The 25457-nt window shown below is 53.1% G+C and carries 26 protein-coding genes; 3 read left to right on the top strand and 23 right to left on the bottom strand.

Annotated elements, in window-relative coordinates; all coding sequences use genetic code 11:
- The first annotated feature begins 389 nt into the window (after positions 1 to 389).
- Positions 390 to 707: a hypothetical protein gene (locus AC0L30_RS21490; RefSeq protein ID WP_473405143.1), complete on the top strand. Its 318-nt coding sequence runs from the start codon at positions 390 to 392 to the stop codon at positions 705 to 707.
- A gap of 1130 nt (positions 708 to 1837) precedes the next feature.
- Here AC0L30_RS21490 and AC0L30_RS21485 read toward each other — a convergent pair.
- The 20 genes from AC0L30_RS21485 to AC0L30_RS21390 all read right to left on the bottom strand — a co-directional run bounded on the left by AC0L30_RS21485 (position 1838) and on the right by AC0L30_RS21390 (position 20010).
- On the bottom strand, positions 1838 to 2641 hold the full coding sequence (locus tag AC0L30_RS21485) for a peptidoglycan-binding protein (protein WP_473405142.1): 804 nt from the start codon (positions 2639 to 2641) through the stop codon (positions 1838 to 1840).
- Entirely contained in the window at positions 2638 to 2877 is a 240-nt protein-coding gene (locus AC0L30_RS21480; protein ID WP_473405141.1) for a hypothetical protein, read from the bottom strand. The genes AC0L30_RS21485 and AC0L30_RS21480 overlap by 4 nt, the downstream gene beginning before the upstream one ends.
- Positions 2878 to 2904: 27 nt before the next feature.
- Positions 2905 to 4125, bottom strand: coding sequence for a hypothetical protein (locus AC0L30_RS21475; protein WP_473405140.1), 1221 nt, complete (start codon positions 4123 to 4125; stop codon positions 2905 to 2907).
- A complete protein-coding gene (locus tag AC0L30_RS21470) occupies positions 4125 to 6068 on the bottom strand; it encodes a hypothetical protein (RefSeq protein WP_473405139.1) in 1944 nt (647 codons plus the stop codon). The genes AC0L30_RS21475 and AC0L30_RS21470 overlap by 1 nt, the downstream gene beginning before the upstream one ends.
- 12 nt (positions 6069 to 6080) lie before the next feature.
- The gene (locus tag AC0L30_RS21465) at positions 6081 to 7478 is read right to left on the bottom strand and encodes a hypothetical protein (RefSeq protein ID WP_473405138.1); all 1398 of its coding nucleotides are present in this window, start codon (positions 7476 to 7478) and stop codon (positions 6081 to 6083) included.
- A gap of 192 nt (positions 7479 to 7670) precedes the next feature.
- Positions 7671 to 7961 (bottom strand): hypothetical protein, encoded by a 291-nt coding sequence (locus AC0L30_RS21460; protein ID WP_473405137.1) that lies wholly within the window; start codon positions 7959 to 7961, stop codon positions 7671 to 7673.
- Between the two features lie 55 nt (positions 7962 to 8016).
- Positions 8017 to 8991 (bottom strand): phage tail tube protein, encoded by a 975-nt coding sequence (locus tag AC0L30_RS21455; RefSeq protein ID WP_473405136.1) that lies wholly within the window; start codon positions 8989 to 8991, stop codon positions 8017 to 8019.
- 3 nt (positions 8992 to 8994) lie between these two features.
- On the bottom strand, positions 8995 to 9159 hold the full coding sequence (locus AC0L30_RS21450) for a hypothetical protein (RefSeq protein ID WP_473405135.1): 165 nt from the start codon (positions 9157 to 9159) through the stop codon (positions 8995 to 8997).
- A gap of 9 nt (positions 9160 to 9168) precedes the next feature.
- Positions 9169 to 9672: a hypothetical protein gene (locus AC0L30_RS21445; protein ID WP_473405134.1), complete on the bottom strand. Its 504-nt coding sequence runs from the start codon at positions 9670 to 9672 to the stop codon at positions 9169 to 9171.
- A gap of 3 nt (positions 9673 to 9675) precedes the next feature.
- Positions 9676 to 10134, bottom strand: coding sequence for a phage virion morphogenesis family protein (locus tag AC0L30_RS21440; protein ID WP_473405133.1), 459 nt, complete (start codon positions 10132 to 10134; stop codon positions 9676 to 9678).
- A gap of 5 nt (positions 10135 to 10139) precedes the next feature.
- On the bottom strand, positions 10140 to 10997 hold the full coding sequence (locus AC0L30_RS21435; RefSeq protein WP_473405132.1) for a phage protein Gp36 family protein: 858 nt from the start codon (positions 10995 to 10997) through the stop codon (positions 10140 to 10142).
- A gap of 256 nt (positions 10998 to 11253) precedes the next feature.
- A complete protein-coding gene (locus AC0L30_RS21430; RefSeq protein ID WP_473405131.1) occupies positions 11254 to 11565 on the bottom strand; it encodes a hypothetical protein in 312 nt (103 codons plus the stop codon).
- Between the two features lie 43 nt (positions 11566 to 11608).
- Complete coding sequence (locus tag AC0L30_RS21425; protein WP_473405130.1) at positions 11609 to 12367, bottom strand: hypothetical protein; 759 nt, start codon at positions 12365 to 12367, stop codon at positions 11609 to 11611.
- 1 nt (position 12368) lies between these two features.
- Positions 12369 to 15221 carry a hypothetical protein gene (locus AC0L30_RS21420; RefSeq protein ID WP_473405129.1) on the bottom strand — a complete coding sequence of 951 codons (2853 nt, stop codon included), beginning with the start codon at positions 15219 to 15221 and terminating at the stop codon, positions 12369 to 12371.
- 2 nt (positions 15222 to 15223) lie between these two features.
- Entirely contained in the window at positions 15224 to 15775 is a 552-nt protein-coding gene (locus AC0L30_RS21415; protein WP_473405128.1) for a hypothetical protein, read from the bottom strand.
- 59 nt (positions 15776 to 15834) lie between these two features.
- Positions 15835 to 16386, bottom strand: a complete 552-nt coding sequence (locus AC0L30_RS21410; RefSeq protein WP_473405127.1) for a hypothetical protein — start codon at positions 16384 to 16386, stop codon at positions 15835 to 15837.
- A gap of 464 nt (positions 16387 to 16850) precedes the next feature.
- Positions 16851 to 17408, bottom strand: a complete 558-nt coding sequence (locus tag AC0L30_RS21405; protein ID WP_473405126.1) for a hypothetical protein — start codon at positions 17406 to 17408, stop codon at positions 16851 to 16853.
- 57 nt (positions 17409 to 17465) lie between these two features.
- Positions 17466 to 18266 carry a major capsid protein gene (locus AC0L30_RS21400; RefSeq protein WP_473405125.1) on the bottom strand — a complete coding sequence of 267 codons (801 nt, stop codon included), beginning with the start codon at positions 18264 to 18266 and terminating at the stop codon, positions 17466 to 17468.
- Between the two features lie 156 nt (positions 18267 to 18422).
- A complete protein-coding gene (locus AC0L30_RS21395) occupies positions 18423 to 18791 on the bottom strand; it encodes a capsid cement protein (RefSeq protein ID WP_473405124.1) in 369 nt (122 codons plus the stop codon).
- A gap of 19 nt (positions 18792 to 18810) precedes the next feature.
- A complete protein-coding gene (locus AC0L30_RS21390) occupies positions 18811 to 20010 on the bottom strand; it encodes a phage protease (protein ID WP_473405123.1) in 1200 nt (399 codons plus the stop codon).
- Positions 20011 to 20184: 174 nt separating this feature from the next.
- Here AC0L30_RS21390 and AC0L30_RS21385 point away from each other — a divergent pair, with 174 nt between their 5' ends.
- Both AC0L30_RS21385 and AC0L30_RS21380 read left to right on the top strand, forming a co-directional pair.
- Complete coding sequence (locus AC0L30_RS21385; protein WP_473405122.1) at positions 20185 to 20619, top strand: hypothetical protein; 435 nt, start codon at positions 20185 to 20187, stop codon at positions 20617 to 20619.
- A gap of 11 nt (positions 20620 to 20630) precedes the next feature.
- Positions 20631 to 21002 carry a hypothetical protein gene (locus AC0L30_RS21380; protein ID WP_473405121.1) on the top strand — a complete coding sequence of 124 codons (372 nt, stop codon included), beginning with the start codon at positions 20631 to 20633 and terminating at the stop codon, positions 21000 to 21002.
- A gap of 5 nt (positions 21003 to 21007) precedes the next feature.
- On the opposite strand, the gene AC0L30_RS21375 is transcribed toward AC0L30_RS21380, so the two are convergent.
- The 3 genes from AC0L30_RS21375 to AC0L30_RS21365 form a co-directional block, all read right to left on the bottom strand.
- A complete protein-coding gene (locus AC0L30_RS21375) occupies positions 21008 to 23200 on the bottom strand; it encodes a phage portal protein family protein (RefSeq protein WP_473405120.1) in 2193 nt (730 codons plus the stop codon).
- Positions 23201 to 23218: 18 nt separating this feature from the next.
- Entirely contained in the window at positions 23219 to 24715 is a 1497-nt protein-coding gene (locus AC0L30_RS21370; RefSeq protein WP_473405119.1) for a hypothetical protein, read from the bottom strand.
- Between the two features lie 67 nt (positions 24716 to 24782).
- On the bottom strand, positions 24783 to 25364 hold the full coding sequence (locus AC0L30_RS21365) for a terminase small subunit (RefSeq protein ID WP_473405118.1): 582 nt from the start codon (positions 25362 to 25364) through the stop codon (positions 24783 to 24785).
- Positions 25365 to 25457 lie beyond the last annotated feature (93 nt).

Raw genomic sequence — 25457 nt, 5'->3', positions numbered from 1 at the left:
TGGACATTGTTAACATCCTGCATCGGCTACCCTCCCGAGAATTACTCGGTACTCTCGCTCACTCCTGCATGTAGGCTCTCCTACTCTCCCTCTCGAAACCAACCACAGCGGTGCGCCTGAACTCTTCCGCTGTTTTCTCTGTCAATGTACAAATATGCAAAAGAAAAAGCCGCCTATTTCTAGACGGCTCTCTCCGCATTGAACATGCAAGTGTCGAATGCTCGCTGTGAACAGATCGAATCTGCGCACAAAGAGCATCCTTCATTGCCATTCGATACTTGCATACCAGAACTGTAGCACGAGGTTTCACGTGTCACGCTAGAGGTGTGGATATCTTGCCAAGCCATTGCGGTGGAGTAGACTCTTCCCGATCAGAACGGGAGGTCGCTATGACCGTCAATTGGTTCGCGGAAGCAAAGCCAACGTTTGAGCACTTAGTGAAGCTGTGTGATCACCTGGCGAACGAATTGGAGATAACGACGGCGGAGTCAGCAGACGCGCGCGCGCTGCTGAGAAGGGCGGGCGCCTTTATCGAAGTACTGGAGCACACTGCATTAGATCCTGCGTGGCTCAAGGACGTAGGGGAGACTATGCCCGACGAGGAAGTACTCTTGAGGATGATCACTGATGAGGCGCTGTTCTTTTCGGGACTTGCCGAGAAATATTTCGGCGATCTAAAAAGTGAACTGAAGGACGTCGCGCACTAAATTGGCGAGCCTCGCATTTGCGCGAGGCTCTAGATGCATCCTCATTTGATCATACCGCAGGTTGCAATCAAATGTCTCAGAAGCTAGAATGGAGTGTTGCCTCTCTGCAGATCGTTTCTGAGCTGCCCCCTAGTGAAGCCCCGGCATTGAAGCAAAACGTGATCTTGCTTGGTGTATAGATTACATAAGAGATCGGAGCGTACTCAGTATCAGCGCCTCCTCGACGGGTTGACACCTCATATATCGAGTCGTGCTGCACCTCGAGGGTCGGTTGTATGGAGCAGTCATTCACCGTTCCGGTCGATATAGTCGGCGAAACCCATGTCTGCAAATTATTGGTGAGCTTGCGCTGATATTGCATCATGAATGCAATGTCGCACGAGACACGTCTATTTAGATTCTTGTCGATGATTAACGTATTGAAACGACAATTGAACGTGGATGGGGAGCCGACGTGGACGGGGCACTTAACGGCTTGCGAAAGGACTGTTACGCCATCCTGTGAAAGCGCGATGGTGTTCAAATTTGCTGTGATCGCGAACGCTAGCGGTATTGCGAGGACAAGACGCTTCATGGGCAGTCTCCTTTGAAAAGAATGACTGACTTACTGGAGTGGTCGATGCCGAAGTCGCAGGGACTAGAGTAGCTCATGATTCATTTCAGCACTACCGGACATTCACAACCCGGAACGTCCTGTGATGGTCCGAAACGCAAGCCCCCCTGGGGAAATGGTCAGGGCGCATTCGCGCGCCTCCTGGGTTCAATCCTTACTCCAGTGTAGCATCGGACTGAAGCAATCCGGCGTGGGTACCGTCGATTGTGCGGACGATCTTGCGGATCAGCGCGGCGATAGCGACGAGAGAGGAAATGATCACGAGCACGCTTTGGACTACTGCAACAACAGAGTCGACGAGCTGTGTAAGAAGATCTGACGGAAGAGAGATATTTGCAAGACCAGCGGCCATGGTGCCGTAAGTTACTAGGGCAGTAAGACCGGCCTTGACTGTTAGGGAGCGCGCAGTCGGATCAGCAGACGACCATACGAGCCAATTCCACGCGAGTGAGATGTATTTTGTCATACCTTAAGTGTACGACATGAAACGGCCGGTCCAGGAGCCGAGGTGGATAAGTCAGAGCCCCCACCTCTCCCGCACGACCTGGCGAGTCTTAGGACCAAAGAAGCCAGCATCAGGCATGATGCCAAGCTTGCGCTGAAACGCACCGAGAGCTGCCACCGTAAGCTGTCCGAAATATCCGGTCGGTTCGAAAGTCGCGACGCCTTGTTTCACCATTAGGCGCTGAAGGACGTACACATCGTACCCGATGGCGCCGAGCGTAAGCGTACGTTGGAAGATTGATTGCGTTGGGTCCACGCAACCGTGGTATCCCAAATCGTAGTCCCAAATTTCGTAGTAGTAGCCGGCGGTGTCGCGATAGATCGATCCCGCTGGCCAATCGGAATAGCTGCTGAGGTACTTCTTATCGGGCGAAGTCTGCGGCGTCCTGCGTAACGCCCTCTTCTGACAGTGCCGATGTGATCCGCGCTTGTCGCCAGCCTTTTGCATGGCCAAGGTTATCTGGACGCCGCTAGAAAAGACCAATCCGTGGTTCGCCTCGGTCCCTATGACCTCGCCAGCCTTAATATTCTGCCCCTGGCTGCACTTAGGATCGCAATGGCCCACCAGATACTCGTAGAGCTCAATTCCGTTGTCTACGATGCCGAAAACGCCGGTAAAGCCGCTTCCGTCGTTTGCCGGATTGGCTACGGTCAGAACCTTGTAAACATACATGTCAAACGGGGAGTGGATGAGGCTTCCGTAACCGCAATCGACGTCGATTGCGGGATGGCCTTTCAGTCCGGTTGATACATACGCCGAATTGGCATTTGCTCCGAAGCCTTGGTCCATTCGGCAGGTGTCTGGGTTGATGTTCATGAATTTGTTTTGGTGCTGATGACGAGCGCCACGAGTGCACCTATCACCGCTATGAGAACGATACCTACAAAGCCATACACGAGCATTTTTACAGGCCAAAATTCCGCCCGTGTAACGTATTCATTCTTCGCTTCTTTAAATTCTTCACGGAGCTGATTGACCAGGACATACAAGGAGATGAGAATGTCGTGATCGTTTGTAAATTCTATTTTTTCTGAAGGGTCTTTAGGAGGCATATCAGTTCATGAAAGTAATTATACAGCTTAGGAATAGGTCTCGGGGATCGAAAAGCCTCCACTGGTGATATCTGTAATTTGCCTACCCTGCTTGGCCTGGGTGTCAATGAAACTGCTTTTCACGAGCTCGATGGTGATCTCGACGCTTTCAAGCCTATACCGGACTTCGGTAATGAGCATATTGTCGCGAAAGATGTCGTCCTGGTTGGAACTGTAGCCCACCAAGCGACAGGTATCGCCTGGATTGATGTCCTCAATGTCCGCCCCTAAACCCTCTGAGTTGTTGTTGTCGAAGATGGTGCAGACAAGACGAAGCGCCGGGTCTTTGTTCTCTGCAAGGAACTTGGCGCCAGCCTGGTCGGCGGCTCCTGTGTCTTTGATACCCAGATCCGTAAGGCGCTCAGCTCGTCTGCCATAAATGGCAACAGAGGCATCGTCTTGGTAGTGGTTATAAACCCCCGATGAATCGCCGTTATAGATGAGGACGAAATTGCGAAGTTTCTCGAGTGATTTCTCTACGTGCACTCTTGAGAAATGACGACCGAAAATGAATGTATGAGTTGGCTCAGTCGGAATTTCTTTGAACGTGAAGTTACCCACCTCATCGAAGTACCAGTACACGTTCTGGGGCGCGAGGCTCTTGAGCGCATCAATCGCTTCGCGGTATGTCTTTTGCTGAAAGATATACTTGGCGGTCGTCGACGTGTTCGGTATATCGTCAGTTGAGTTGTAGTGGATCTTCGTGCTGCTCGTCTCCGACACATATTGGTCAATCACTGCACGCATTATGAGACCAATGTCGGCCGCATTATTGCTCGCGCCGGTCGTCGTGAGGCCCGTTGAGCTGTTTGAGTAAAGCGTGCTCTGCGAGCCGTCCTTGAGGATATCGAGCGCGAGAAGCGTATAGTATCCGAGAATATGCACGACTACCTTCTCACTTGATCCATCGAGATCACGTTCAACAAGTGAAATATATCCGCGATAGATCGTGCGAGTCATGCCGTACGGCAAGCCGTTCGCATCCTGGGCTAAAGTATCAGCGTCGCAGATGACGAGCTCCACGTCATTTCCTTCACGGAGGTCGCTGCCTGAGTAGTCAAATCCGACGTTGTACGTGATGATGCATTCGCTCGAGCCACCATTGAGTGTCTTCGTGTATCCATTGAATTGGATATTGGTCCATGCCGTGATGAAAGTGCCGCTAGACGTCGACACCTTGGCGAGCAATTGTTTTCGTGCGTAGGTCATTAGAGATACGTCTTAGTGTACTGGACCGTGTGAGTGAATGTCGTTGCCTTTGGCGAACCACCCATCAATAATCGAAATGAGAGCTTCTCGAGCCCTGCTGCCGGCCACGTGCTGCCCGAGTCTGTGCTTCTGACGTTAGTTGTGTACGGTGCGTTGTCGTAATCCAGATATGGAGAATCGGGACCGTAAATGAAATAAGTGTTCGACGGGTCCGTAGATGCAGCAGTAAAACACAACCAATACTTGGTGTTTGCATCGAGAGAAAATATGGACCCGGCAGGAATGTAGACGTAGCTCATGTCGGGTGTGGCCGGGATTGCGGTAGCCGCAATAGGCCCTGACGCAATCGTAGCGCCCCCAAAATCCGGGGCCCCTGCATTGTCATTCTTGATGTACCAGGTGAAATTTCCTGGTGATCCGAGTTTGCAGAGGCCGATCACGAAGCCGCCGAAAGTATCGTCCGCATACGGTACCTGAAAGCTTTGTGCGTACCATCTGGAATTCAGATTATGTACCAACGCAACCCCTTGCGCGGGAGTCGTATCGGCGTAATCGCTCGTTGCTTGATTGATGAAACCACCTGTCTGAATCCGGATATTATTCACGCCAATCTTAAGCCGAGGGAAAATTCCAAAAAACGGCCCTTCTACCTGTTCCGTGGACGATAAATTGTCGGTCACTTTCTTGTTGGCGAAGTCGATGACGATCTGCTTTCCTGACAGTCCCGACATATTGACGTTGCGAGTGACGATGATGCGTTCACCTGTGTCCACATCGGTGTACTGAAAGCCCCGCATAGTTGAGTCCGGAGTGCCTGAGAGCGTGAGCGTCACGACGGGCTTTGGTATTGCGCTTCCGGCTAAGGTGAACTGCTGATCACTATCGCAGGCGAAAAAGTTTCGCGGGGGCACGGCAATCGTATAGGATACCCACTGTTCGGTGCTGCTGGTAAATGTGCCCGGATTTTCATCGAGCGTGGGGTTGGGATTCAGAAGGCGTTCTGCTGTATTTGTGCTGGCGCCATTTGCGCCTGCGGCTGTTGAAGTCTGAAGGTTTGAATATGCAGCGGGAGCAACGGTGGCGACGACCTGAGCGTCGCCGCCACGAGTTGCGATCCACATATGGATATCGGAAGTCGTTACGGACTGTGCTGGTGGGTTTGAATTGGTGGAATTTCCCGTACTCGCTGTGCCCGTCGGTGTGTTGGCATTTGCAATTCTGAGTACTACGTGCGTGCTTTGTTCTGATGCACTGGTCGTTATCGTGCAGGTATCTGAGCCCTCTGCCGCTTTCCAAAAGATGGCTTGCGTCACAGCGCTCGTGCCATCTGTCGTCTGTCCAAGTTTTGTCCAGTCGGCCGGCGCGGTGCACGTGGGGTTTCCATCCACCGTGAACACCAACAAAAGAATCTCACTCTCGAGAATTCCAGAAGGCAATGTAATGACGTGGGAGAGTGTATCTACCGCGGTCGTAGCCCCTGTCGAACGCGTCATCACCACGGGCCGTGTGGTGTCTACTGCAACGCCATTGGCGGCTGTGGTCGTTGCCGTGTCTTTTCCTACACCGGACGAGACGGTGAACTCGGCCGTCCAAGGAACCGCATTGGTGTGGTAGTGGTCTCGGTCGAACGCGTGCGATGTGCATGTGGCAACAAAGCGCATCGTGCCACCACCCCACGAAACATCCAGGTTCTTTTCAGGGCGTGAGAACAACTCTTTGAAAGAGTCGATATTGGCATCGAGCGTTGCCTGGTCGGCGGCTGTAAGCGTTCCCTGCAGCCTAACGGTCTTCCTTCCGTAGCGCTCTGAAATGAAAATATCACCGTCATCTCGAGCTTGCGGCAGCGCGATTATTGATCGATCCGCGACGGTTTCGTGCTTAACGAACTGCGGCATATAGGCGGAGGTCAGTATTTCTGTTCCGTCAAATTGGATCGATGCCATATGCCAATTGTACTATGCTCCTGCAGTGCGGAGGGAGCTCTGACGATTGATAGTGTCGATGGTCTGCTTGATCAGCGTCTGAATGCCAGCGTCGCCAACGACGGCATCATTGAAATTGAAATGGTAGGTGTTTCCCAAGCTGCCGGAATTTCCAACAGGGATCACCCGCTCCTGACCATGCGCGAGAATCGGAACGGGCATACCAGGCGCACCGGGTACAATGCCTCCTTTGTCAAAGCTAGGTAGAGCATGGAAGGTACTCTGGGTCGCAGGTGCTCCGATGGCCGAGCCGACCTTACCAGCAATGTCACCGATAAACTGGAACGGCTTCTCGATGATCCCTTTGGCTTTGTTGTAGAGATCGATGAGCCGCTGTATCCGATCGGCAATCGGCTGGAACACCTCGAGGGCCTTGTCCCTGAGCATGTCCCAATGTTTGATAATCCAGAGTACGCCAGCAACGATGCCGCCGACGATTGCGCCGCCGATGATGAAGGGCGCAAGCGCAATGGCCGCGGCGACGATCGCCGGAATGAGAGCAGTCCAAATCGTGATGCCAAGGGCTATGAAGGCTGGTATGAGCGCGCCCGTAATGGCGCCTGCGATTATGAGAAGAATTGTCTGGTGCTTTTGCAGCCATTTAACGAGCTCTGCCGTGTTATCGGCCCATTCCATGATCTTCTCAATGATCGGATTCAGCGCTTTCAAAAACGCAGTGAGTAGTGGCAGCAGGCGGGTTCCGATGCTTTCTTCCAGGTTTTCGAACTCCTTGTGAAAGATCTGTACCTGGCCTTGGAACGTATTAGCGAACGCCTCGGACTGGCCCGATACCTTCTTCTGCAGCTCAGCGAGTGCTTGCATCGGCGTAAGGGTGTCGCTGATCTCAATTCCGTAGAGCTTTAGAGCACGCTGGTTGCCAGACATGACCAGACTGATGAGCTTTTGCGAGTCCGCCAGATCAATACCTTTCGCGCGCGCGAGGTCCATTGCGAGGCCGTTGAGCTTGATCGCTTCGTTCAAATCGCCCGTGCGCTGAAGGAGGTTAGCAATAGAGACCGCGGCATCCTCGTCATCAAAGCCGAGCTTTGTGGTTGCCGCAGCAGCCTTGAGGATCGAATCGCGGGCGACCAGGCCAGTCTTACCCATGGTCGCAAGCGTGGCGTCCATTTTAGCTATCTTGGTCTCCGCATCCGCTGCCGCCTTAACAGCTGCAACGCCAAACGCTCCGACGGCCACGCCGGCAGCACCGATACCGATAGCGAACTTCGTGGAAGCGGAAACGGCGTATTCGAAACTACCCCTCATCTTCTTGAGTTTCTCGTTTGCGTCATCCAAGGCCTTACTGGCTTCATCGCGCGCCTTGATTACGATCTGTATTTCTTGCTCGCTGGATGATCCGAATAGGGACATATGTCTATTGTAACTGATCGCGGGCCTGCTTCTCCTTTTTCGCGTCGAGATCGTACTTGGAAATGAGGAGGTCTATAAACCACTTAGGCTGCGCCGAGTAGGTTGTGAAATCCCAACCCATGCGCTCACACATGAACGCTATCAACATGGGGCCTTTGATTTGCCCTGACGCGTAGCTCGCGATTGATTCTGCTATTTTTTTTTATCACCGGTCGCTTCGTCGATGGCCGCGACGACTTCGCGGTAATCGCTGACCGGCAATTGGAGCACTGCGTCGAGTACATTGTCTCTGTTGCCATCTACGCTAACGACCATGGTTTTGATCGCAAGATGGCTAGACTCCGTGGCCATAGAAGCGGTGACGCCGCTGAGCTGGGCGGACGCGCCGCCAGCAGCATCACGCTCAATTCTGCCGACTTCCATCTTCTTGAGGAACACGTCTTGGACCTGCTCGAATTCACCCCCGGTCATGTAGGTGAACATAGCGATCTCGTGCCCTCCTGCAGTGTTGACTATTCGTGTTGGTCGATCCGCCATATTATGCGTAGCTCGAGGTGTCGTTGACGACTACGACCTGAACTTCTTTATCGGTGGCCTCGTATTCGACTGTGAAGGTTTGATTTAGGACGATGATGCCATCGAGGTTATGAACGATAGGCTCGCCGGTAAGGACCAGACGACCGAGCTTGATGGTGATGCTTTCTGCCGTAGTCCCGCCACCTGTTACGGCTCCGGTGAAAGTGACGATAGCGGCGTTCTTCGTGTTCGCCTTGTATTTGTCGAGCTCCGTAGTGCTTGAGAATTGGAGGGAGTAGGAGCCTGTGGCTTCGAAGCGGCCAGCAATCCACGCGGTCGGCTGGTTGCTACCTGAGAGAAACGCCTCATCCACGAGCACGTTATTCTTGATGTTGAGATTGAAAGACTTGATCGCAGTAGCGGAATTTCCTGCTGCTGCAGAAAGAGATGTGCCGAGCTTGAGCGTCATTTGGTGATAGGCGTATTCGCTCTCCTGGGCAAATGACTCCGTTACAGAGCCCGTATCAGGATAGCCGCCAAGTATCTGGGCAGTCATCTTTGCCCATGAGTCAGAAACAGAAAGGTCGAGCTCGTTGACGACGCAATTCGCGAAACGCTCGGTGACGATCGATCCATCCTCGGAAAGAATGGTTGCCGTTTTCATTGAGGCGTTTGTCTGCTGGACAGTGAACGTATGCGAGTAGGTGCCATCCGTTGGGCCAGATGTGGATTTACTGCCGAGAGCGAGATAGCAGAATATCGGGGCGATGTCGCCGTTCGGAATTATGCCGATCGATCCGCGCGAGAATTTGCGCTTGATCATACTGTCGGAGGACATGTTGCGCACACCTCGTTGGGATGTGAGCATTTCTTTTTCGGACACCCCTTGCAGCGAAAGCTCAGTCCACTTCGGGAAGTGTGTTGCAGCGACTGCTGTTCCTGCGGTCGCTTCGATGCCGATGCCTACATTGGTCTGTGTTCCGCTGGTGATTGCCATACATTATTTGATGACTGCTTTTTTATTATCCTCCACCTTCGTAATGTGGGGATGTGCGAGGATAATCTTTTGGTGCTCTTTGTTTTCAGGAAGCTCGCGATGTTCTCCGGCGGAGATGGCCCATCCGAATCCGGGGAAATCAATGGAGCGTCGTGAAGTCACTTTCATACGTATATTCTACCGCACTTGGTGGAAGGTCGCGACGAAATCCACACGTGCCTCTACCGACCACTGCTCGGGCGCGCGATTTTGCAGGGTGAGACCGTAGTCAACTCTGGTGACTGTGCCGAGATCAGTGCGAAGGCCATATGTCGAATCCAGCAAGGTATTATGCCGTAAAATCGACAGCACCGAATTGTCTTTGAGGCTGTAATCAGCGTCGCGGCCCTCGATAATTTCGTACAATGTAGCGATCCCGGCGTTGACCGCACCCGCGTTCTCATCTGTGGACAAGTCATTGCGAATATCGGCCACGACGGTGATGGACATACTTATTCCGTGCTCGTCCTCAGTATTGGTGAACGTGCCCACGCGCGTTTCTCTTTTCGAGATCATCGCGTACGGAAAATCGACACCGGGCACCCTGATCGGTTCGCCCTGGAAATACGTCTTAATCAACGCGCCATTTGCTTTTAGGAGGGCGATGTACTTTTCAATTACTGGGTCTGAGTAGTCGGACATAGATTAGGGGTTATGCATTCCTGCTTGTAAGTGCGCCTGGAAGAATCTCACTATTTCTTCGCGCTGAGACTGCCCGATTTTCATCATCACACGACGTGGCAATCTCTCTCGCGGTTTGTTGCTCTGGTGATATTTGAAGTATGGAGCGGTGTTGTAGATGACCGCCTGGTCCGTCGAGACTATCGCTTGAAAGCTTCCTTGCATCCGCCCCGATGCAATCAGAGGCGTGGATGGAAAGCCCCGCCGCGCTTTCTGCGCAACAGTGTACGGTGAGAGGCGTTGCCATCTCTCGCCGATCGCTGCGCCTTGTGACTCGAAAACATCCCGCGCAAAGACAGTCTTCAGATACTGAGCAGATTCCTTGAACGGATAGGACAAATCCTTGATGCTCGATCCCAAACCGAGGAGAACTCGAGAGAGCTGCTTGTCCCCTTCGATGCGCCATTCCAGTTGAAATGCCATACATATTAAAATCTGTCGCCTATTGAGAATTGAGCCTCGTCAGTGTCTTCGTCATTCGGGTAGCCGTCCAGTACACCGACCTTCGTGTTACGCTCGAGCTCTGTACCGTCTGCGCCGATGAGGATTTGCGTTCCTTTCGCGATTGATTTGATGAGCGCGCGACCTTCGCCAAGCCACTTCACTCCTTCACCGTCTTTGCCGAATTCTTCGTAGTCGATATATCCCGCCGCAAGCAGCTCGCAGATTTGACCGAGAAGCGCCGGTACCTCCGCAAGTGGCATAACATACTTCGCTGCAAGAGCGCTATTGATCTCGTTCTCAGCCTGCTTGCGCTTCACTTCCAGACGTGCATCTGAGTAGCGTGGATTACCCGCCAGTCCCGCATGCTTCCTGATCGCGTAGAGAGAGGCGTAGCGTAGACTCTCATCCGCGAGTACCGCCTCAGCATCGTCGTCATCCGTCTCCTCGGCAGTCGTCGAATTGTAATAGGTGGCTTTGAAATAGGTGTACGTGCTCCCGGTGTATTCGAGTGTCGTACCCATCGGGTCGTCGACTTGGATGAGAACCGGAGAGCCCTCTGCAGTCAGTTCTGTGAAGCTACCAGCAGCCGATGTAGCGCCGTAGAACTTGCGTTTGTCGTACCGATAAAGCCTGATCGGCTCGCCCTTCGAATGATTGAACTTCAGTGTTGCTACGCGGATGTTGGTGCTTCCTGAGACCGCTTGATTGATCTGCGCGAGTTCACAGAGCTCGTTCCCTTCATGGCCGACTGCTAGAAACGCTGCATTTGCGAGACCGTTGTTGTTGACCAATGTAAGGGTCACGTTCGATCCGGCAGTTGCGTCGGCATCGAGAATACCCATTTCTCCCTTTATGAAATCCTCTGTCGGCGCCTGGAGAGCTCTCATGCCTTTAGGATAGCACGGCAGTATGTGCCTTCGAGGTCAAGAGCGTGCTTGTGGGGAAACGGGAGGTCATCAGCGGAGAGGACGCGCGCCGCGTAAGAAGAATGGTCGTTGGCCGGCCTGAGGTGGTTGTGATCTGGACCGCCTGCGTTCCTATGATCGATCCGTATGCTACTGAGCCATATGAAGCGTTGCCGAACATATAGTTAGTGTATCAGATACTTTTTGCAGGCAACGGCCCATTCGCTTTGTAAATATCTGATTCCGCTTTTGTGATTGGAAATTCAAACCTCGTTCCGCTTTGATCCAGACACACCTCGTAATCTTGCGACCCGATGATGTTAGCAACGATCGAAACCTTACCGCTAGTTGCAGAAGGTAGACTACCGATCCTATTCATTGGATCGTAGTAGCCATCATCGAGACTGCCTGATGGTGTGTCGTACACGTTCTTGGTAACCGCCCCTGTGCAATCCAATGGCGTGCCCGCTTTTCCTAATATTTGTGCTGCACTGGCGAAGGTCATGGCGCCGACGACTATTGCAATTCCTTTTTGCGTGGGCGTCATACTATGGAAAAAAGAATGGAAACGCCGCGCTGCTGTCAGAGTATGGATCGGCGGATGTTACAGCGACTCCCACAGGCAATTCAGCCATCAAAATACCGACACTTGCGATTGCAGCCGCCTTCGAATAGGTAGCAGTGAAACCACCCGCTGGATGCACGACGCCATTACTGTCGCCGTATTCACGCGACGCGGAGCCTACACTTCCAGAGTTATCCACTCTCCCAGTTGCTCCTGTTGTTGCCCATCCGTTGCTTGATTCATTGTATGCCATCTCCACGACCCAACTATTATCAGCAACAGTCGTGAGTGTTTGGGATATTGAAGCGGCTCCTGGCCCGCCAGTATTTGAAATGAATGTTGTAGGGAGTGTTGGCGCATTTTGTCCTGTATACGACGCCATGAATACAATCACTGACTCAACCCCCGTGCCGCTCGCAACAACACTCTTAATCCCCGCATGAGGACTTTTAATCGCCCATAATGCAATACTGCCGTGAGTATTATTCACATTTCCAATGAATGTCATCGCTTGACCGTCCCATGTAACACCCGAAGAAGTGTCACTCGCTCCATTTTGCTGAAGAAATACAACACCAACCGTTGCGCTTGCTGAGGTATTTCCGCTGTTGACGGTAACGGTGGGGAAATTCCCGTTGCCTGTAACGCTGACATCAAACGCAATCGTCGATGCAAATACGGGATGCGGATTGAAGAATACAAAGACTGACAGAATGAGAAAAAGCGTGAGCAGTCGTCGCATATTACGGTAAGCATGTGCCCTTGGGCGTGGTTGATGCATACAAAAGTAGATAGCGACCACCGAGGGGACTATTTGCCATTGCCGAATAGATGAATCCGAAAATCGTAGATCTCCCCGCAACGGTGCTTACAGTGGGTGTGCCCATCGACGATATGATAAAGCCGGATGAGAAATTGTCCCACGCTACATTGCGCCCGCCGGTCGCGTCTTCGCAGATTTCGAGCAAATATTTGAATCCGTCGATTGGCCGGGAAGATGTTGAATTGAGCTGTAATGTGAGGGTCGATGTTGCGAGCACGCGGACGTAGTTTCGAGTCCACACGATATTCAGCAGAGGGCCTCCAACAGCACTCGATGAAGCAATATTGCTACCTACTGCGGCATCGAAGAGCGTTGTCGTTGCAATGGATACACCTATACCGCGCGAGCTATCGAGTGTTGTTGTCGCTATACCAAACGAAATAGCGCTCCATAAGGGGGCTTGGAAGGTCGATGACGCGTTCACGAAAATCCCTTGCGGGAAGTTCACCGTTCCTGTTCTGCCGTTCATCATTATTGATGCTACGGTCGATGTGCTCAGATTCGTGGAGGTCGCGAAGTAGAAGTTGCTCGAGATCGATCGCATCGTCCACTGAAAGTCATTGGGATTACCGCTCGAGAGCGCGAGCTGTGGGCGAGACGAGGTGGCAATCGTCAGTAGTGACCATGCAGGGCTTGATGTGCCGAATAACCACAAACCACTGTTGGTGAGCCGGCCGCGCAAATTTGATGAGAGTGTCCCTTTGGTGAAAAAGTCTATGGTCGATGAAGCATCCGAGAGTGTCGAGGATGCGGTCGTGAATGAAAGGCCGCCATCGCTTGACAGAAGCGAGAGGTCATTATTTCTTTGGCCTGAGAAGAGCGCCTGGCTATATCCGTCACCGTTGAGGCACAGTTCTCCAAAGTAAGACGTATCCGTGGAGAGCCTGTTTTTTACAACCTTACAAGCCGATGCATTGGTTCCTGCATTCGTATTTGACGTTATATCTTGCACGTAGCTATTCACGTTGCCGGACGACTGAAACAGTGTCGTTGAGCCGAACAGCATTCCGCTGTTAGCGAATTTTCCGACCATCAATCCACCGAGTATCGTAGTCGTAGAGGTGTCGGTACCAAGGGTTGATGAGGCGTTTACGGTGATGCCACCGTTAAAATTAACGACCGTCGAGGTGCCGTTGTAGGCTTGTGTGAACGGATAAGATCCCGCGCTGGGCCATGCAGATCGACAATCACCACTTACACACACCGTTGTCGCCGAAAGGGCGGTAGTCGAAGCGTACGGAAATTGCGAGGCGAACGTTGTGGTGGCAAACACTGCACCAAAACTTGGGGATGACGAAGCATTAATGGTCAGAGTACCACCGAGGGCCACACTCGCATCACCGGACAAGCCCTTATACGAGAGATTGATCGTCGAGTTTACGAGATCAGTATTGGCGACAGTTGCGCATGTGAAAGCACCTACGGCTGAGATCGCTCTCAGAAACTGATTAGAACATGCTGATGGTGCGGTGTAGCCCGTTACACCGCCTGTCGATCCAGCGAGAAGGAGCGCCGAGGCGATGCCGCGAATACCGAGAGTTGTGGTTGTTGCGCTCGTCGTCGTGCTGTTTATCCCAGTGAAATTGTCGAACACAGCGGGATTTTGAGCGGTCGATGAGGCAAAGATTGGACCGCGAATCCAGATTGGTGTCGTAGTTGAAAGTGTCGTCGTGGCGTAGGTTGAGAGCGAAACAAATAGATTACTGAGGGTCACTTTCGCTGCGAACGTGGCGAAGTCCGCCGCTGCTATACAGCCTGGCACCGAGGCAGTAGCTGCTGTGCAGGTGACTGCATTGGTTGCACCGCTCCACACGAGTGCTCCTGAGAACGTCGTGGTCGCGGTGTGTACGTAATTAAATTCATTTTGCGTTTCGTAGCCGGCCTGCCCAGCGGTTGCAGGTTGAATTGTGATCGATCCGCCGGAGCCAATCTGCGTGAGAGAGCCACCGAGAGGTGACGCAGGTGTCAGGGTCGATGTGGCGACCGATGCGACTGTGTTCTGTCCGGTCGCATAAATAAGTTGATTTGCCGTTATGGCGGACGAGGTGCCGATCTTAGTAGAGAAGCTTGCATTGAGATCAGCCTGGCTCGAGAGCGTCCCAGTGATTGCACCCCACGCAATACCAGTGATGTACCCCTTACTCGTGCCCCAGTAGTCAGCCGAGGTCGTAGAGAACGCAGAACCTTGGTTCTGTGATAGGAAGTAGGATGCCGACGATGTGGAGAATGCTGGTCCCTGATTTTGTGCGAGGAAATATGTAGACGATGTGGTAGCCCACCTCACCTTTGTAAGATCCCAGGCCTCGGCAGATGTAGTAGAAAAGAAGTTGTTCTGTGTCTTCCAATAATCTGAAGAGGTCGTAGCCCAACGCCACTTGGTCGCGTCCCACGCGTCTGTCGATGTGGTGGAGAAGAAATCGCGGGTGCCCTTCCAATAATCAGCCGATGTCGTGGAAAAGGTGCCGCTCGCCCCCCCTATAGAGGTGTAGCACGTGCCATTGAGACACAATGTGCCCGTTGAGATTGCCGTTGTAGAGGCATATGGGAATGTCGAGGCGTTTGTCGTTGATGTAGCAGTGAAGTATCCGGCGGTCGGGGATGTTGTGGCGGCAAGTCGAAGTTGTGAGTTGCCGATAAGAAATGCCCCGGCAGGCACGCTTGTCAGACCGGTGCCGCCGCTCGGCACCGTCGACTGCGCATATGCGATTGGTACGATTGCAATCGAGGCGAAGGCTGTGGCTGCGAGTATTGATATGAAACGGTGAAGCAGCATAGTTACATTATCCCATGGATTGAACCTCCGATGCCGACGGGAAATGAGAGTGTCACGTTGGGAGTACTCCAGGTCCATACGGCTGCGCCGCCGACCGTTGAATCAGAGAAATACGTGCTGCCGTTGATGACGACCGCGCGGGGCTGCGCGGTAAAGGCAAATGTCACGTTCGAATCGTTAACGGTGCCAGTGGGGATCTCCTTCGGGAAGAAGCTCGCCGCGATATCGATGATCATCTTCTGGGTAAGCGCCAAAACCATCTTATAGGTCTTGCCGGCCGTATTCTTCGTGCTAGCGCTGCTACTCTCCTGGGCGCGAGTGATCGTGAGTGTGTCGCTCGAGCGCGCGGTGACGCGCACAATCTCCACATTGGGATCATCTGCAGGGTCGCCGTATGTGGTGGAATCCCACCAAACGAGATTAAAAGCCCCGTCCGATGATGGATCGGGGAGTCTCGCTCCATGGCCTGACGAGAGCGCTATCGAAGTAGCGGACGCGTCATACCCTGTGCTCACGGTGCATTTTGCAAAGTTTTTGGTTGGATCTAGGGTCATGAAAATGCCGCCTGGTCGCTACGGCCGGAGTGGCGGTGTCCTCCGGCCGCTTTGGCTGCTTACTTTTGCTGCTTGATTGGCACGACCTGCATCCAGACAGAACCGTTGGCTCCCGTGATCGAGGAAACAAAGCGGGTGTACTGGAATGGGGTCGGCATAACGAGCGATGCGGTAGAGCAAATACTGACTGGTGTCGTCGTAGCTGCGCTAGCGAGCGTCGATGTCGCGAACGGCCATCTGGTGGAGAACGGCGTCCCCAAAATCGCGGGATTACTTGTGGTCGCAGAGATAGTCATCGGATCGACGACAAAGTTACGGTAGTAGTCGATGTTATCGGCTGAATGCTCCTGAGCGATGTTGAGGGTGGTGAGCGTCGAGCTTGCACAGAAGCGTACAAGCAATCCCACGAAGTCAGTCTTGGAGGTAAAACCCCCTGCGACTGTCTGCGCGAGTGCGTTGTAGACCGGTGTGGTGCTCGTACCCGTACCAGGCGTCATCCATGCGGGTGACGTACTTGCTGCGCTATTGGTTGTGACGCCAATACCGAAGAATGATGGGTTGGCGTGTGCCACACTTGCGAATGCGAATGCAACGAAAAGCGCCACCATCATGATGAGGCCCCGAAGCTGGATTATTGATTTTGACATAGATTACAGATTAGCGGATGGGTCTTTCTCCTTACTAGGCGACAGGCTGCGGCCCTTGCGGGAGATCGTTGTCTTAGTGGGCTGGTCCGCATGCGCAGGCTCCTGTACGGGAGCGGGAGCTCGCGTCACCGGGTCAACGACCACGGTGATGTCCTTCGCTTCCCCTGAAGCATTTGCGCTATCTGGAGTATCCAATGAGGGCTCGCCTGTCTTGATCTCCTCGCCGCCAGATACCGCCTCCTGGCGTTCTGGCTCCGCATGCGCAGGCTCCTGCACGGGAGCGGGAGCACTGATCGGCTCGGACTGTAGGAGGCCGGCTGAGGCGAGGTCATCTGCTGCTGCGCCTGCAAGCTCAATGGTATCACCGAGCTTATAGTCCTTTCCGTCGTGACTGAGATTACCCTTTACGTAGTAAGTCGCCATATGCCTTATTCGGAGATGACGTACTCAACAAAGACATTAAGCTTGCCGGCCGTGAGAGCCGCAGTTGCGACTGTCGCGGTGATCTCCCTTACTGCTGTGGTCTTGATGAAGGATGCTGCGTTACGAGCTGCATCGAGGACGGCTGTGTCTCCTGCTACTGTAGCTTCAGCGTACGAGCCTGGCAGACATCCGTGAATGCCCGCATCCCAGACGTCGCCCGCAGTTGCGATCGAGATCGCAGATACGAGATCGTTGGCACTTTGTACCGAGAGAGCGATCGTCGCGAGGTCCGTGCCACCGGCCGTCGATTGGAATGTCGTAATGACATCCACCCATGCCTTGGTGATGATCGCTTTGGTCGGCAAATACACTCCGAGGCCGTGGGCCGCAGTGGTCGTATTCGCTACGCCGGAGCTGTCATTCGCTGCCGTGTCAAAGGTCGCAACTGCGAGCCTTCGAGCGACCGTACCCACGCGCTTGGTGTCCGTCTGTCCAGATTTGTTCTGGATGATGAAGTCAGGCGCCGAGATGGCCAGATCTTTCTTTTCTACTGTTCCTGCCATAAATGATTTTGATTATGCGCCCTGGCCCCGCCGAAGCGGGGCCTAGACGCCTAGTAATTAGGAAACGACTGTCTTGAGGAGGTATCCAGCCGAAGCCGATACGAGGTTCTGGTCGTAGTACCAGTTACCTACGCGCACATACGTACCCTTACGGTCCTCTTCATCGGTGCCGCGGAGTCTTTCGACTTGGCGCTGCTGCCAGGTGTAGTTGAGACCGAGCGAGACGGTCTTCTGACCAATACGAGGGTTGATGAAGGCAAGAACCATGTCCTTACCCCAAATGTATGAGGTGGCGTTGGTCTGGGCTTCGTTGGCGGTCTGCTTACCTGCTGCGCCGATGAGTACGCGATCAACTTCGAGCAACGCCGCGAGCAAATCAGGAGTTACCTGACCGCGCTGCGTGTACTTGATGCGCTCAAGGAAAGCAGGATGGAATTTAAGTTTGTCCCATACCTGTTTGCCCATGATAACCGTGTTTGGGCGCTTGAAGATCGAAGCGTGAACGGTCTGCATGCCCGTCTCGATCTTTGTGAACGGGTCACTGTTGCTGTAATCATCAAATCGGTCAGTACCAGAAAGTGTGACGTTCTGGGTAAGGTTCGCGGTGCTCGTGACAATACCGGCGAGCTCGACTTCGCGCGCGACCAAATTCATTTCGGTGACGTTCTCGGTAGCATCGACCATTGGGTCAATACCAGCCGGAGCGTTCTTGAGATCCTCATCTGGAACGAACTGCTTGAGAGCGTGATCTTCGCAGAAGTACGTGAGACCGCTAGTTACTTTGATATCGACTTCATTCGAGTTGGAGCCAGCAGCACGACGATTCGGCGTGTTGGTGAACATACCCTTGTCGTACATGAAGTGCTTACCGGACTGCAATGCAACGGGGAGCGATGGAAACACCTGATCCGCGATGTATGCGTCGTTCTGGTAACCAATCGAAATATTCGAAAGGACTGGATCGACGACTTGATAACGATTAGTAGACATAGAGAATTAGAATTACGTGAGTAATTAGATTGAGATCATCGCCATCGGCGTGAGCATCATTTCGAGGTAATCGCCGTCGGCTGCTGCCGCTTCTAATGCGATACCGATGATTGCTTGCTTGTCGGTCGTCGTCGTAACGACTTTACCGCCCGTAGTGGCCGTGAGGCGCGCCCCTGCCGAGATTGCTGCCGAAGCTGTTACCTTGGTTGTGCCGAGGAAACGGAACGTGCATCCTTCTGTAATTGCCGCCGTGTTCTGCGATACTCCGACCATTGCGTCGGTGTTTGCTGTTGCGACATCAACGCCTGTCGAAGTCACCTTGACTACGAGAAACTTTGTGATCGCGGCGTCAGCAACGAGTGTCTTTTCAAAATCCCTTACTGCTTGAGACATAGACTATAGATTTATATGATTAATTGGACGTACCCGACTCCATCGCCTTATCGTATTCGGCCTTCAATTCAGGCTTCTCTGCGAACACTGCGAGGACGGCCTTCGAGTAGGTGAGTGACTTATCAGATGCCATCTTCTCGCTGGCGAGCTTCTGGACTTCCTTTGCAATGCCTTCTGCACCAGCATTGGCATCATTGCCGCCGTCGCCGAGTTCACCGAAGATCGATGCGTCAGCCTTAGGCATATTGCCGATAAGGGCAACAAACTGAGTGCGCTGCGCTTCTGAGAGCGTCTTAAGAAACGATTCGAGAGCTTCATTCTGCTTAGGAAGGAAGTGACCGGCCTTGTTGGACTCAGAGAGTGTCAACTTGGCGATAACCTCTTTGCGCTCAGACGCCTCCACTTTCTGAAGTGCTTTTGCTCCTGCTTCCGCTGCGACGCGGAGTGCCGCGACCTCCACCGCATCCATGGTAATGACCTTGCCCTTTTCGCTGGCTTGGATCACTGGCTCAGGGGTTGGCTCGGGAGTCGGTTCAGGTTCAGGAGTCGGCTCCGGGGCTGGCTCGGATGCCAACACTACCTTGAACGTCTCCTTCTGTTCCGCCGTCATCTGTTCACTATTCGCGCGGAGGAACGTCTTCTCTTCTGCGGAAAGCTCGGAAGCCTTCTTCGCAAGAATGGACTGTAAATTCATATGGAATGTTATTTGCTTACTAATATCTTCACTAAATGAGTACACCTGCTCGAGCTCCTTGAAGTACGGCTTATTGGTGAGCGCGGCGCCCACAAGAACATTCTTGCGGATGTCGTGCGTCTCCGGGTCGTCGTACACTTCATAGAATTCGGGCGAGAGGTACTTGAACGAACCCTCGGTCAGCAATTTCTCGCCTTCCGGTGTCCATTCGACAGTGCAGTAGAGTCCGTTGACACCGCGATCGATGGCTTCTTTAAACCATCCAACTGCGGGCAACTCTCCACCGCTCATGCCGTTGTCGTGGCCCTGCGTGATTGGAATCTCACGGCGGATCTTGTCATCGAAGTTCTTTTTGAACTGCGTGATATCGCCCGCTGTGATTATCATGGGGCCGTACATCGGGTGAGCCCATTCACCTGTTGGGATGACATGGATCTCACTCGGTAGTTCTGCAGAACCCGACCGTTCTGCAAATAGCTGAACCAACGCGACTCGCTTTTTGCTATCTCGCTGATCTTTGCTCATGCATTCATCATACCGCACACGCGAACGCTGCTGCGGAATGGGAGCGGCCCTATGTTGATAAGTGGAGCCGGGAGAGAGCATCCTTAGGCTGCAATTGCTGCTTGTTTGGCGAATGACTTGGGTACATGCTCTTGTCTTAGTTTGGACCCACAACGACCCGAACAGGAGCTTTCAATGAGCGCTAACGAAGAGCCGTACGGCGTTGATTCTGCAGATCGATTGTATGCAGAGCTTGGTGCAAGTCGCACCTACGAGATAGTGGCCCATTTTACTGCATTGCAGAAAGAGAGGTATCTTACTGCATCGAACCATCTGACTATTGGTTCCTCTATCGCGACTATACTAGTGGGCACTATTTCCATTTGGGCAATAAGATCATTCCAAAAGGACTTTTTCCTTACAGTTGGAGAAATCTCGGGCGCAGGGCCTTCTTTGCTGATCGTTCAAGTAGTATTTTGGCTAGCAGCAATCGCTTCGATTTCTGTTTGCGTCTATATCATTGCGTACATCCATTTGAATTTAGAGAGGTCGCTGGAATTCACCTACAACGAGACGAGAGACTACCTGGAAGAGTTCTTCCACGTTCAGCTCCCAAGACGCTACGCCTAAGGTGAAATGAGATGGCGGACACAAAGGAAGTTCTCATAGCTACGCTAGTTCAGGCCTTACGTTCTCGGATTTTGGGTCCTAAGGATTTCTTCGAACGTCAAAAGAAGCGGTTGCTCCGCAGAGTTTTCATTCTGCTGGGCGTCGTCATCGCAGGACCAGCCATTCTTACCGGCTTGCTCTCTAATACAGACCGAGTTGCTGTACAGTATCGCGGAGCATACATTCAATTCGTTGGAAGGGCGACTGACGACACGCTCATTTTTGCAGGTGCGTTAGTCACCGTATATCTGTTCGCTCTTCTTGCGAACCTCTACTACGCAGCGCACGTCAGAAGTAGTTTCAATGACGTCCAGGCGCTCGAGAAGGAATTTTCAGAGCGGTAGTGCGGTCACCTCTTCTTTGGCATTGGATTCTTAGGTTGAATCAGATCATTCACCGCATCGCCAAACCGGTCGCGCAACGATTGCGGGATGCCACCGATTGTCGGCAGCTCCTCCTCGTCCTTGAGAATTGCGACCCATATGCCGCGACAGTTTGAATGGAAGATGGTGTTCTGTGCGAACGCGTCATCCTTCTCTACAATGCGACCATCGATCGAAAGACAATAGTTGCACGTGCTCTCGTCGAGAATTTCAGAGCGCTGCAGTGCGTGGATGTCGTCACCGTTGCGATCAAAGACAACGCCACGTCCGTGATTAATGTAACCGGAGACAACGATCGCGGACATGTCGCTCGTGAGCGCATCGATCGTCGCCTCTGCTGCTGCGTCCGCTGCTCCGAGCGCCACTGCGATTGACTCGCCTTTGTTCAAAGCCTGGACATATGCATTTTTGCTATCAACTGTGATCTCTGCGATGTGATGCTCAGCAATTGCATCCGACTGAATATCGATCTGCTGTAGTATTGCGCTCGGGTTCGCTGGGGCTGCTGCACCGATCTCTTTTGCTGCGTTGTTCTTTCCGTATTCAAATGCTGACTTGAGAGCGTTCTTTATGATCCTGGCGTAATCGCTCTGCACCTTCAGGGTGGCTTCCTTGATCGCAGCAGTGTCACCTGCATGTGCCGCTTTCGTAAATGCGGCCATGTACGCGTCGCGTGCGCCGTGCAGAAGGTCTTTGGTAGCCTGGTCAAACTGGCCTTCGAGCTCGTCCATCTTGGACGCGAGCTTTTCGAAGTCTACTTTGTCCTCCGCAAACGTGAGCTTTCGCCACGGCTTAAATTCTGAAAACTTTTTTTTTACACCACCGTGTTCGTGCGCCTTCTTGTCTGGGACCGGCTTATTTTCCGGATTGTTCTGGTCTACCGGCTCCGTCTCGCGTATGCCGCTTTCATCGAGCTCAGGCAGGCCAAGCTTCTCGCGGAATGACGCCTCATCAGCATCCTGGGCGGTAAGTGCACCAGATGTTTTGAGTGAAGAGTATGTCTCGGCAAGCGCCTTTACGTCCTCGCCTGTTATGCCCTCGAATTCGAGTTCCGGATATTCCGTCACATTATCGAAGTTCAAGTCGACGAGCTGCTTGATCGCCTGCTTATTGATTGTGGAAGCGATTGAGCGTGCCTCTGACTCTATGGACTGGAGAAAGAGAGCAGAATGATCCGCAGAGAGGGCGTGCGAGCCGCCACCTGAATTGGTAGCACCGGATGAGCCCAGCTCGAGGAATTGCGCGAGTACTGCTTTCATTATCTGGCGGTCATGATGCGCGATGGAATTCTGAGGATCGCGCGTGGTGTTGGCTTTCATGTCCATGAATTCAACAGTGTATCCGTCGGGCTTGATCACGTACGCCTGCGAGTTTGCGCGTATGTTTTTGAGAATGGTTTCCATCGTCGAGCGCTCCCGGCTCGTCGCTCCGTCAGGAAGTTGACCGGAAGGAATGCCGAGGCCCTGACGCTCAAATGCAATCGCGTCAATCTTGTAGAAAACATTCTTCATGAACCAGTGCTTGTAGGCAGCACGAAAGATAGAAGTGCCGTTCCAATTCATACCTTCCATTTCGTGGACGAACACGATGAGCTTATCCATTGGAATATCAACGACACTGCCGTCTGATCGAGTTTGCGTAATACCCGGCGTATCCGTAGGACCAATAGCCCATCGCTGAATTGAGCGTGGCAAACGAGGTGCGAGCTTGCTCCACACGATGCGCTGCTTGCCGTCGATGTCGCGCGTCTCGAACACTTTCTCGAACGGCAATACACCGTACGGAAGTGAGAGAAGCGCCTGTCTCAGGAAATCATCGAATGAAAGTTCTTTAAAGAGACACCGCTCTACGAAGTCTGCAATATCCTGATCTGCTTTCTCTTCGCTGGCTGGTTTGACATACCACTCTGCTGCGCGAATCGGGAGCGTGACGGCGAGCTCTGCAGCGCGCACAGTAGAATCTGATTTGCGCATCTCGTCGTATTTTATAAACGCTTTAACGCCTTGAAGCTCAGTGTTGTATTCCTCGTTGATGAAGCCATTGAGAATATGTGTGCCGGTGTCGCCAATCTCCAGGGCGCGTATTGGTTTCGATTGTGAGTTGGGTTTCTTTTCGGCAGCAAATCGAGGGAGCGAAAAATCTCGCCCAAAGATATTCATGCTGTAATAATAGCACCCTTAAAACTGCCTGCTCATCAATCCACCGGTGACTGTGGATGTGCGTTTCTCCTTCTCGGTCTGTTCAGGCGGTAGCTGTTGGGCGGTCTTGCCGAGCATCCACCGACGCAGCCAGAGCATGGTGCTATCCGGCACGTGATCGTCCTCTTTGAGCGGCTTATCGCTGCCTTCCTGGTATCGATATCGCTTGTGCTGCCAAATACCGGTCTTGCATGCGCGTAGGATGCGGAGTAGGCGGCGGGAGAAATAGGTGCGGTAGTTACCGAGCATGACCTCTTTCTCAGTGCCTAGATTCTTCGAAAGCTCCTTCTTTTTGTCGGTCTTCTTCTCATTGGCGGCGATCTGGTACGGGCGACCGAATGGCACCTCGACGACACTGCACCTGAATTGTTTTTCGGGTGGGAGGGAGTCTATAGCCTTCCTAATTTCGGCGCGTAGGTCCGCGTTCTCGAACGGATGTGAGGCGTCGGCATGAATCATGGACAGCCGGTACTTGAGCACGTCCTTTACGATGTCCGCGATGATTACCCCGCTGCGCACCTGTGTCCATAAGCGGTTCTCAAGCTGTACCTTTACGTTGTCCTTATGAGCGTACCCACACACCCACGACGTCTGACCGGAGAAACCCCAGTCGAGCCCACCTGCAGCGTCGACTCCAGTGCGGTGCGCGTATTCCTCGCCAAACTCGTCGATTACGCATGCATCCACATCCTCGGGGTCGTTGACCATGCCCTCAGCGCTTGGCCTGGTGCCCATGAACTCAACATCGAAATAGTCGACTGACGCCTTCTCGCGCCATGCCTGGATGATGTTTTCTACCGGTATCCAGCCCTCCGGATCGCCGGTGCGGCCTCCTGCGCGCTTCTCGAGCTGCGCAAGGTCGGGGATCTCGCGCACAAGCTTCTCGTCGCGCCAGATGGCATGATCAAACTCACGGCATACATCGAAGCTGTCCCAGGACAGGCGGACCCACCCGAGCTCGTCCGCGCGGTCCCACGTTTCCTGGAAATAACCAAAGATTTTGTGGAAGGTCGAGGTCATGACGACGAGCGAATGCGCGGAAGTGTTGACCATCGGCATTGCGTCTAGGATGAGCTGATCCTTCGTCTCGCACGCCTCGTCAATGAAAAGCACGTCAGGGTGCGGGCCGCGCACGGCTTTTGGCGACGCCGCGACTGCTTTGAAATAGTTCCCTTTGTCAGTCTTGGTCTCCTTCATTGTCGGCTCGTCGGGGAGCGCGTTTACGATCGCCTCAGACGCATAGATGTGACTGACGAAATAGTTATAGACGCCCTGCGCCTGTTGCAGCGATCCGCCCATGTCTACGATGCTGAGCAGCTTGAGGAACCACATGACGAAGCCAAGTGCGCCCAGGCTCTTTGACTTACCTCCTCCACGCGGGCCTTTGATAATGAAGCGTGTGGCGGCATTGCCCTGTGGATCTTGCCCGAGCCAGATAAGCGCGAAGATGTAGCGGATCTTCTTGGGGAAGCGCATCGTAGGATCGATGAACCGGAGAAGCTGTATTGGCTTCTCCCCGTATCGCCTGCGTATGTCGTCGAGGTTACCGAGTGCCGCCGCCTTGAGACGAGCTAGCGCTTCTGAGAAGCTCGGCCTCTGCGATGAGCTTGCTGATTTCTGCATAGAAATGGTCTTGGCGCTCCTGTGGGAGCGTTGCGATCACCGTCGACAGGTCGGTCTCACCAAACGGGAGCCGGTTGATCTGCTGGGTTTTGTCGATGATGCGACCACGGAGTTTATTGAACTCTCGGATGGCTGCGATCTTGGCGGTGTTGTCGTGGTTCTGAGTGACGAGCTTCGCCAGTTCACTGTCTACGATCTCGTCTTTCAGGAGCTCATTGAGGAGAACCGTCAAACGTGCCTGTATCTCAGGCTTTCTAAGGAGACGACCTGCCTCTGTTGCACATACCTGGCAGGACTTATCGTACTCGCTATCTTCAATCTTTTTACCGTCCTCATCATACTCAGCCTCACGCGATAAGGTATCGAGCTCATAGCCATAGGCTTCAGCGTAGGCATGTGTCCCATTGCCAAACATGTCGCCGCTCTGGGTGTAGAAACGACAGAATAGCTCACGTTTCGCTTTGAGCTCCTGCTCTCCCTTGTTTTCCTTTCTGCTGGCCATGGCGCGTTAGTGATTGTATTATAGCACCTCATATTCCCCCTGGTTGACGACGGAGAGGGGCAATGCATTTCAATCGAATCTATAGATGGCTGT

The organism is Bradyrhizobium sp. MI1.11, from assembly GCF_055811255.1.
Note: the sequence above shows the minus strand (reverse complement) of the source record. Positions and strands in the feature narration are given on the sequence as shown.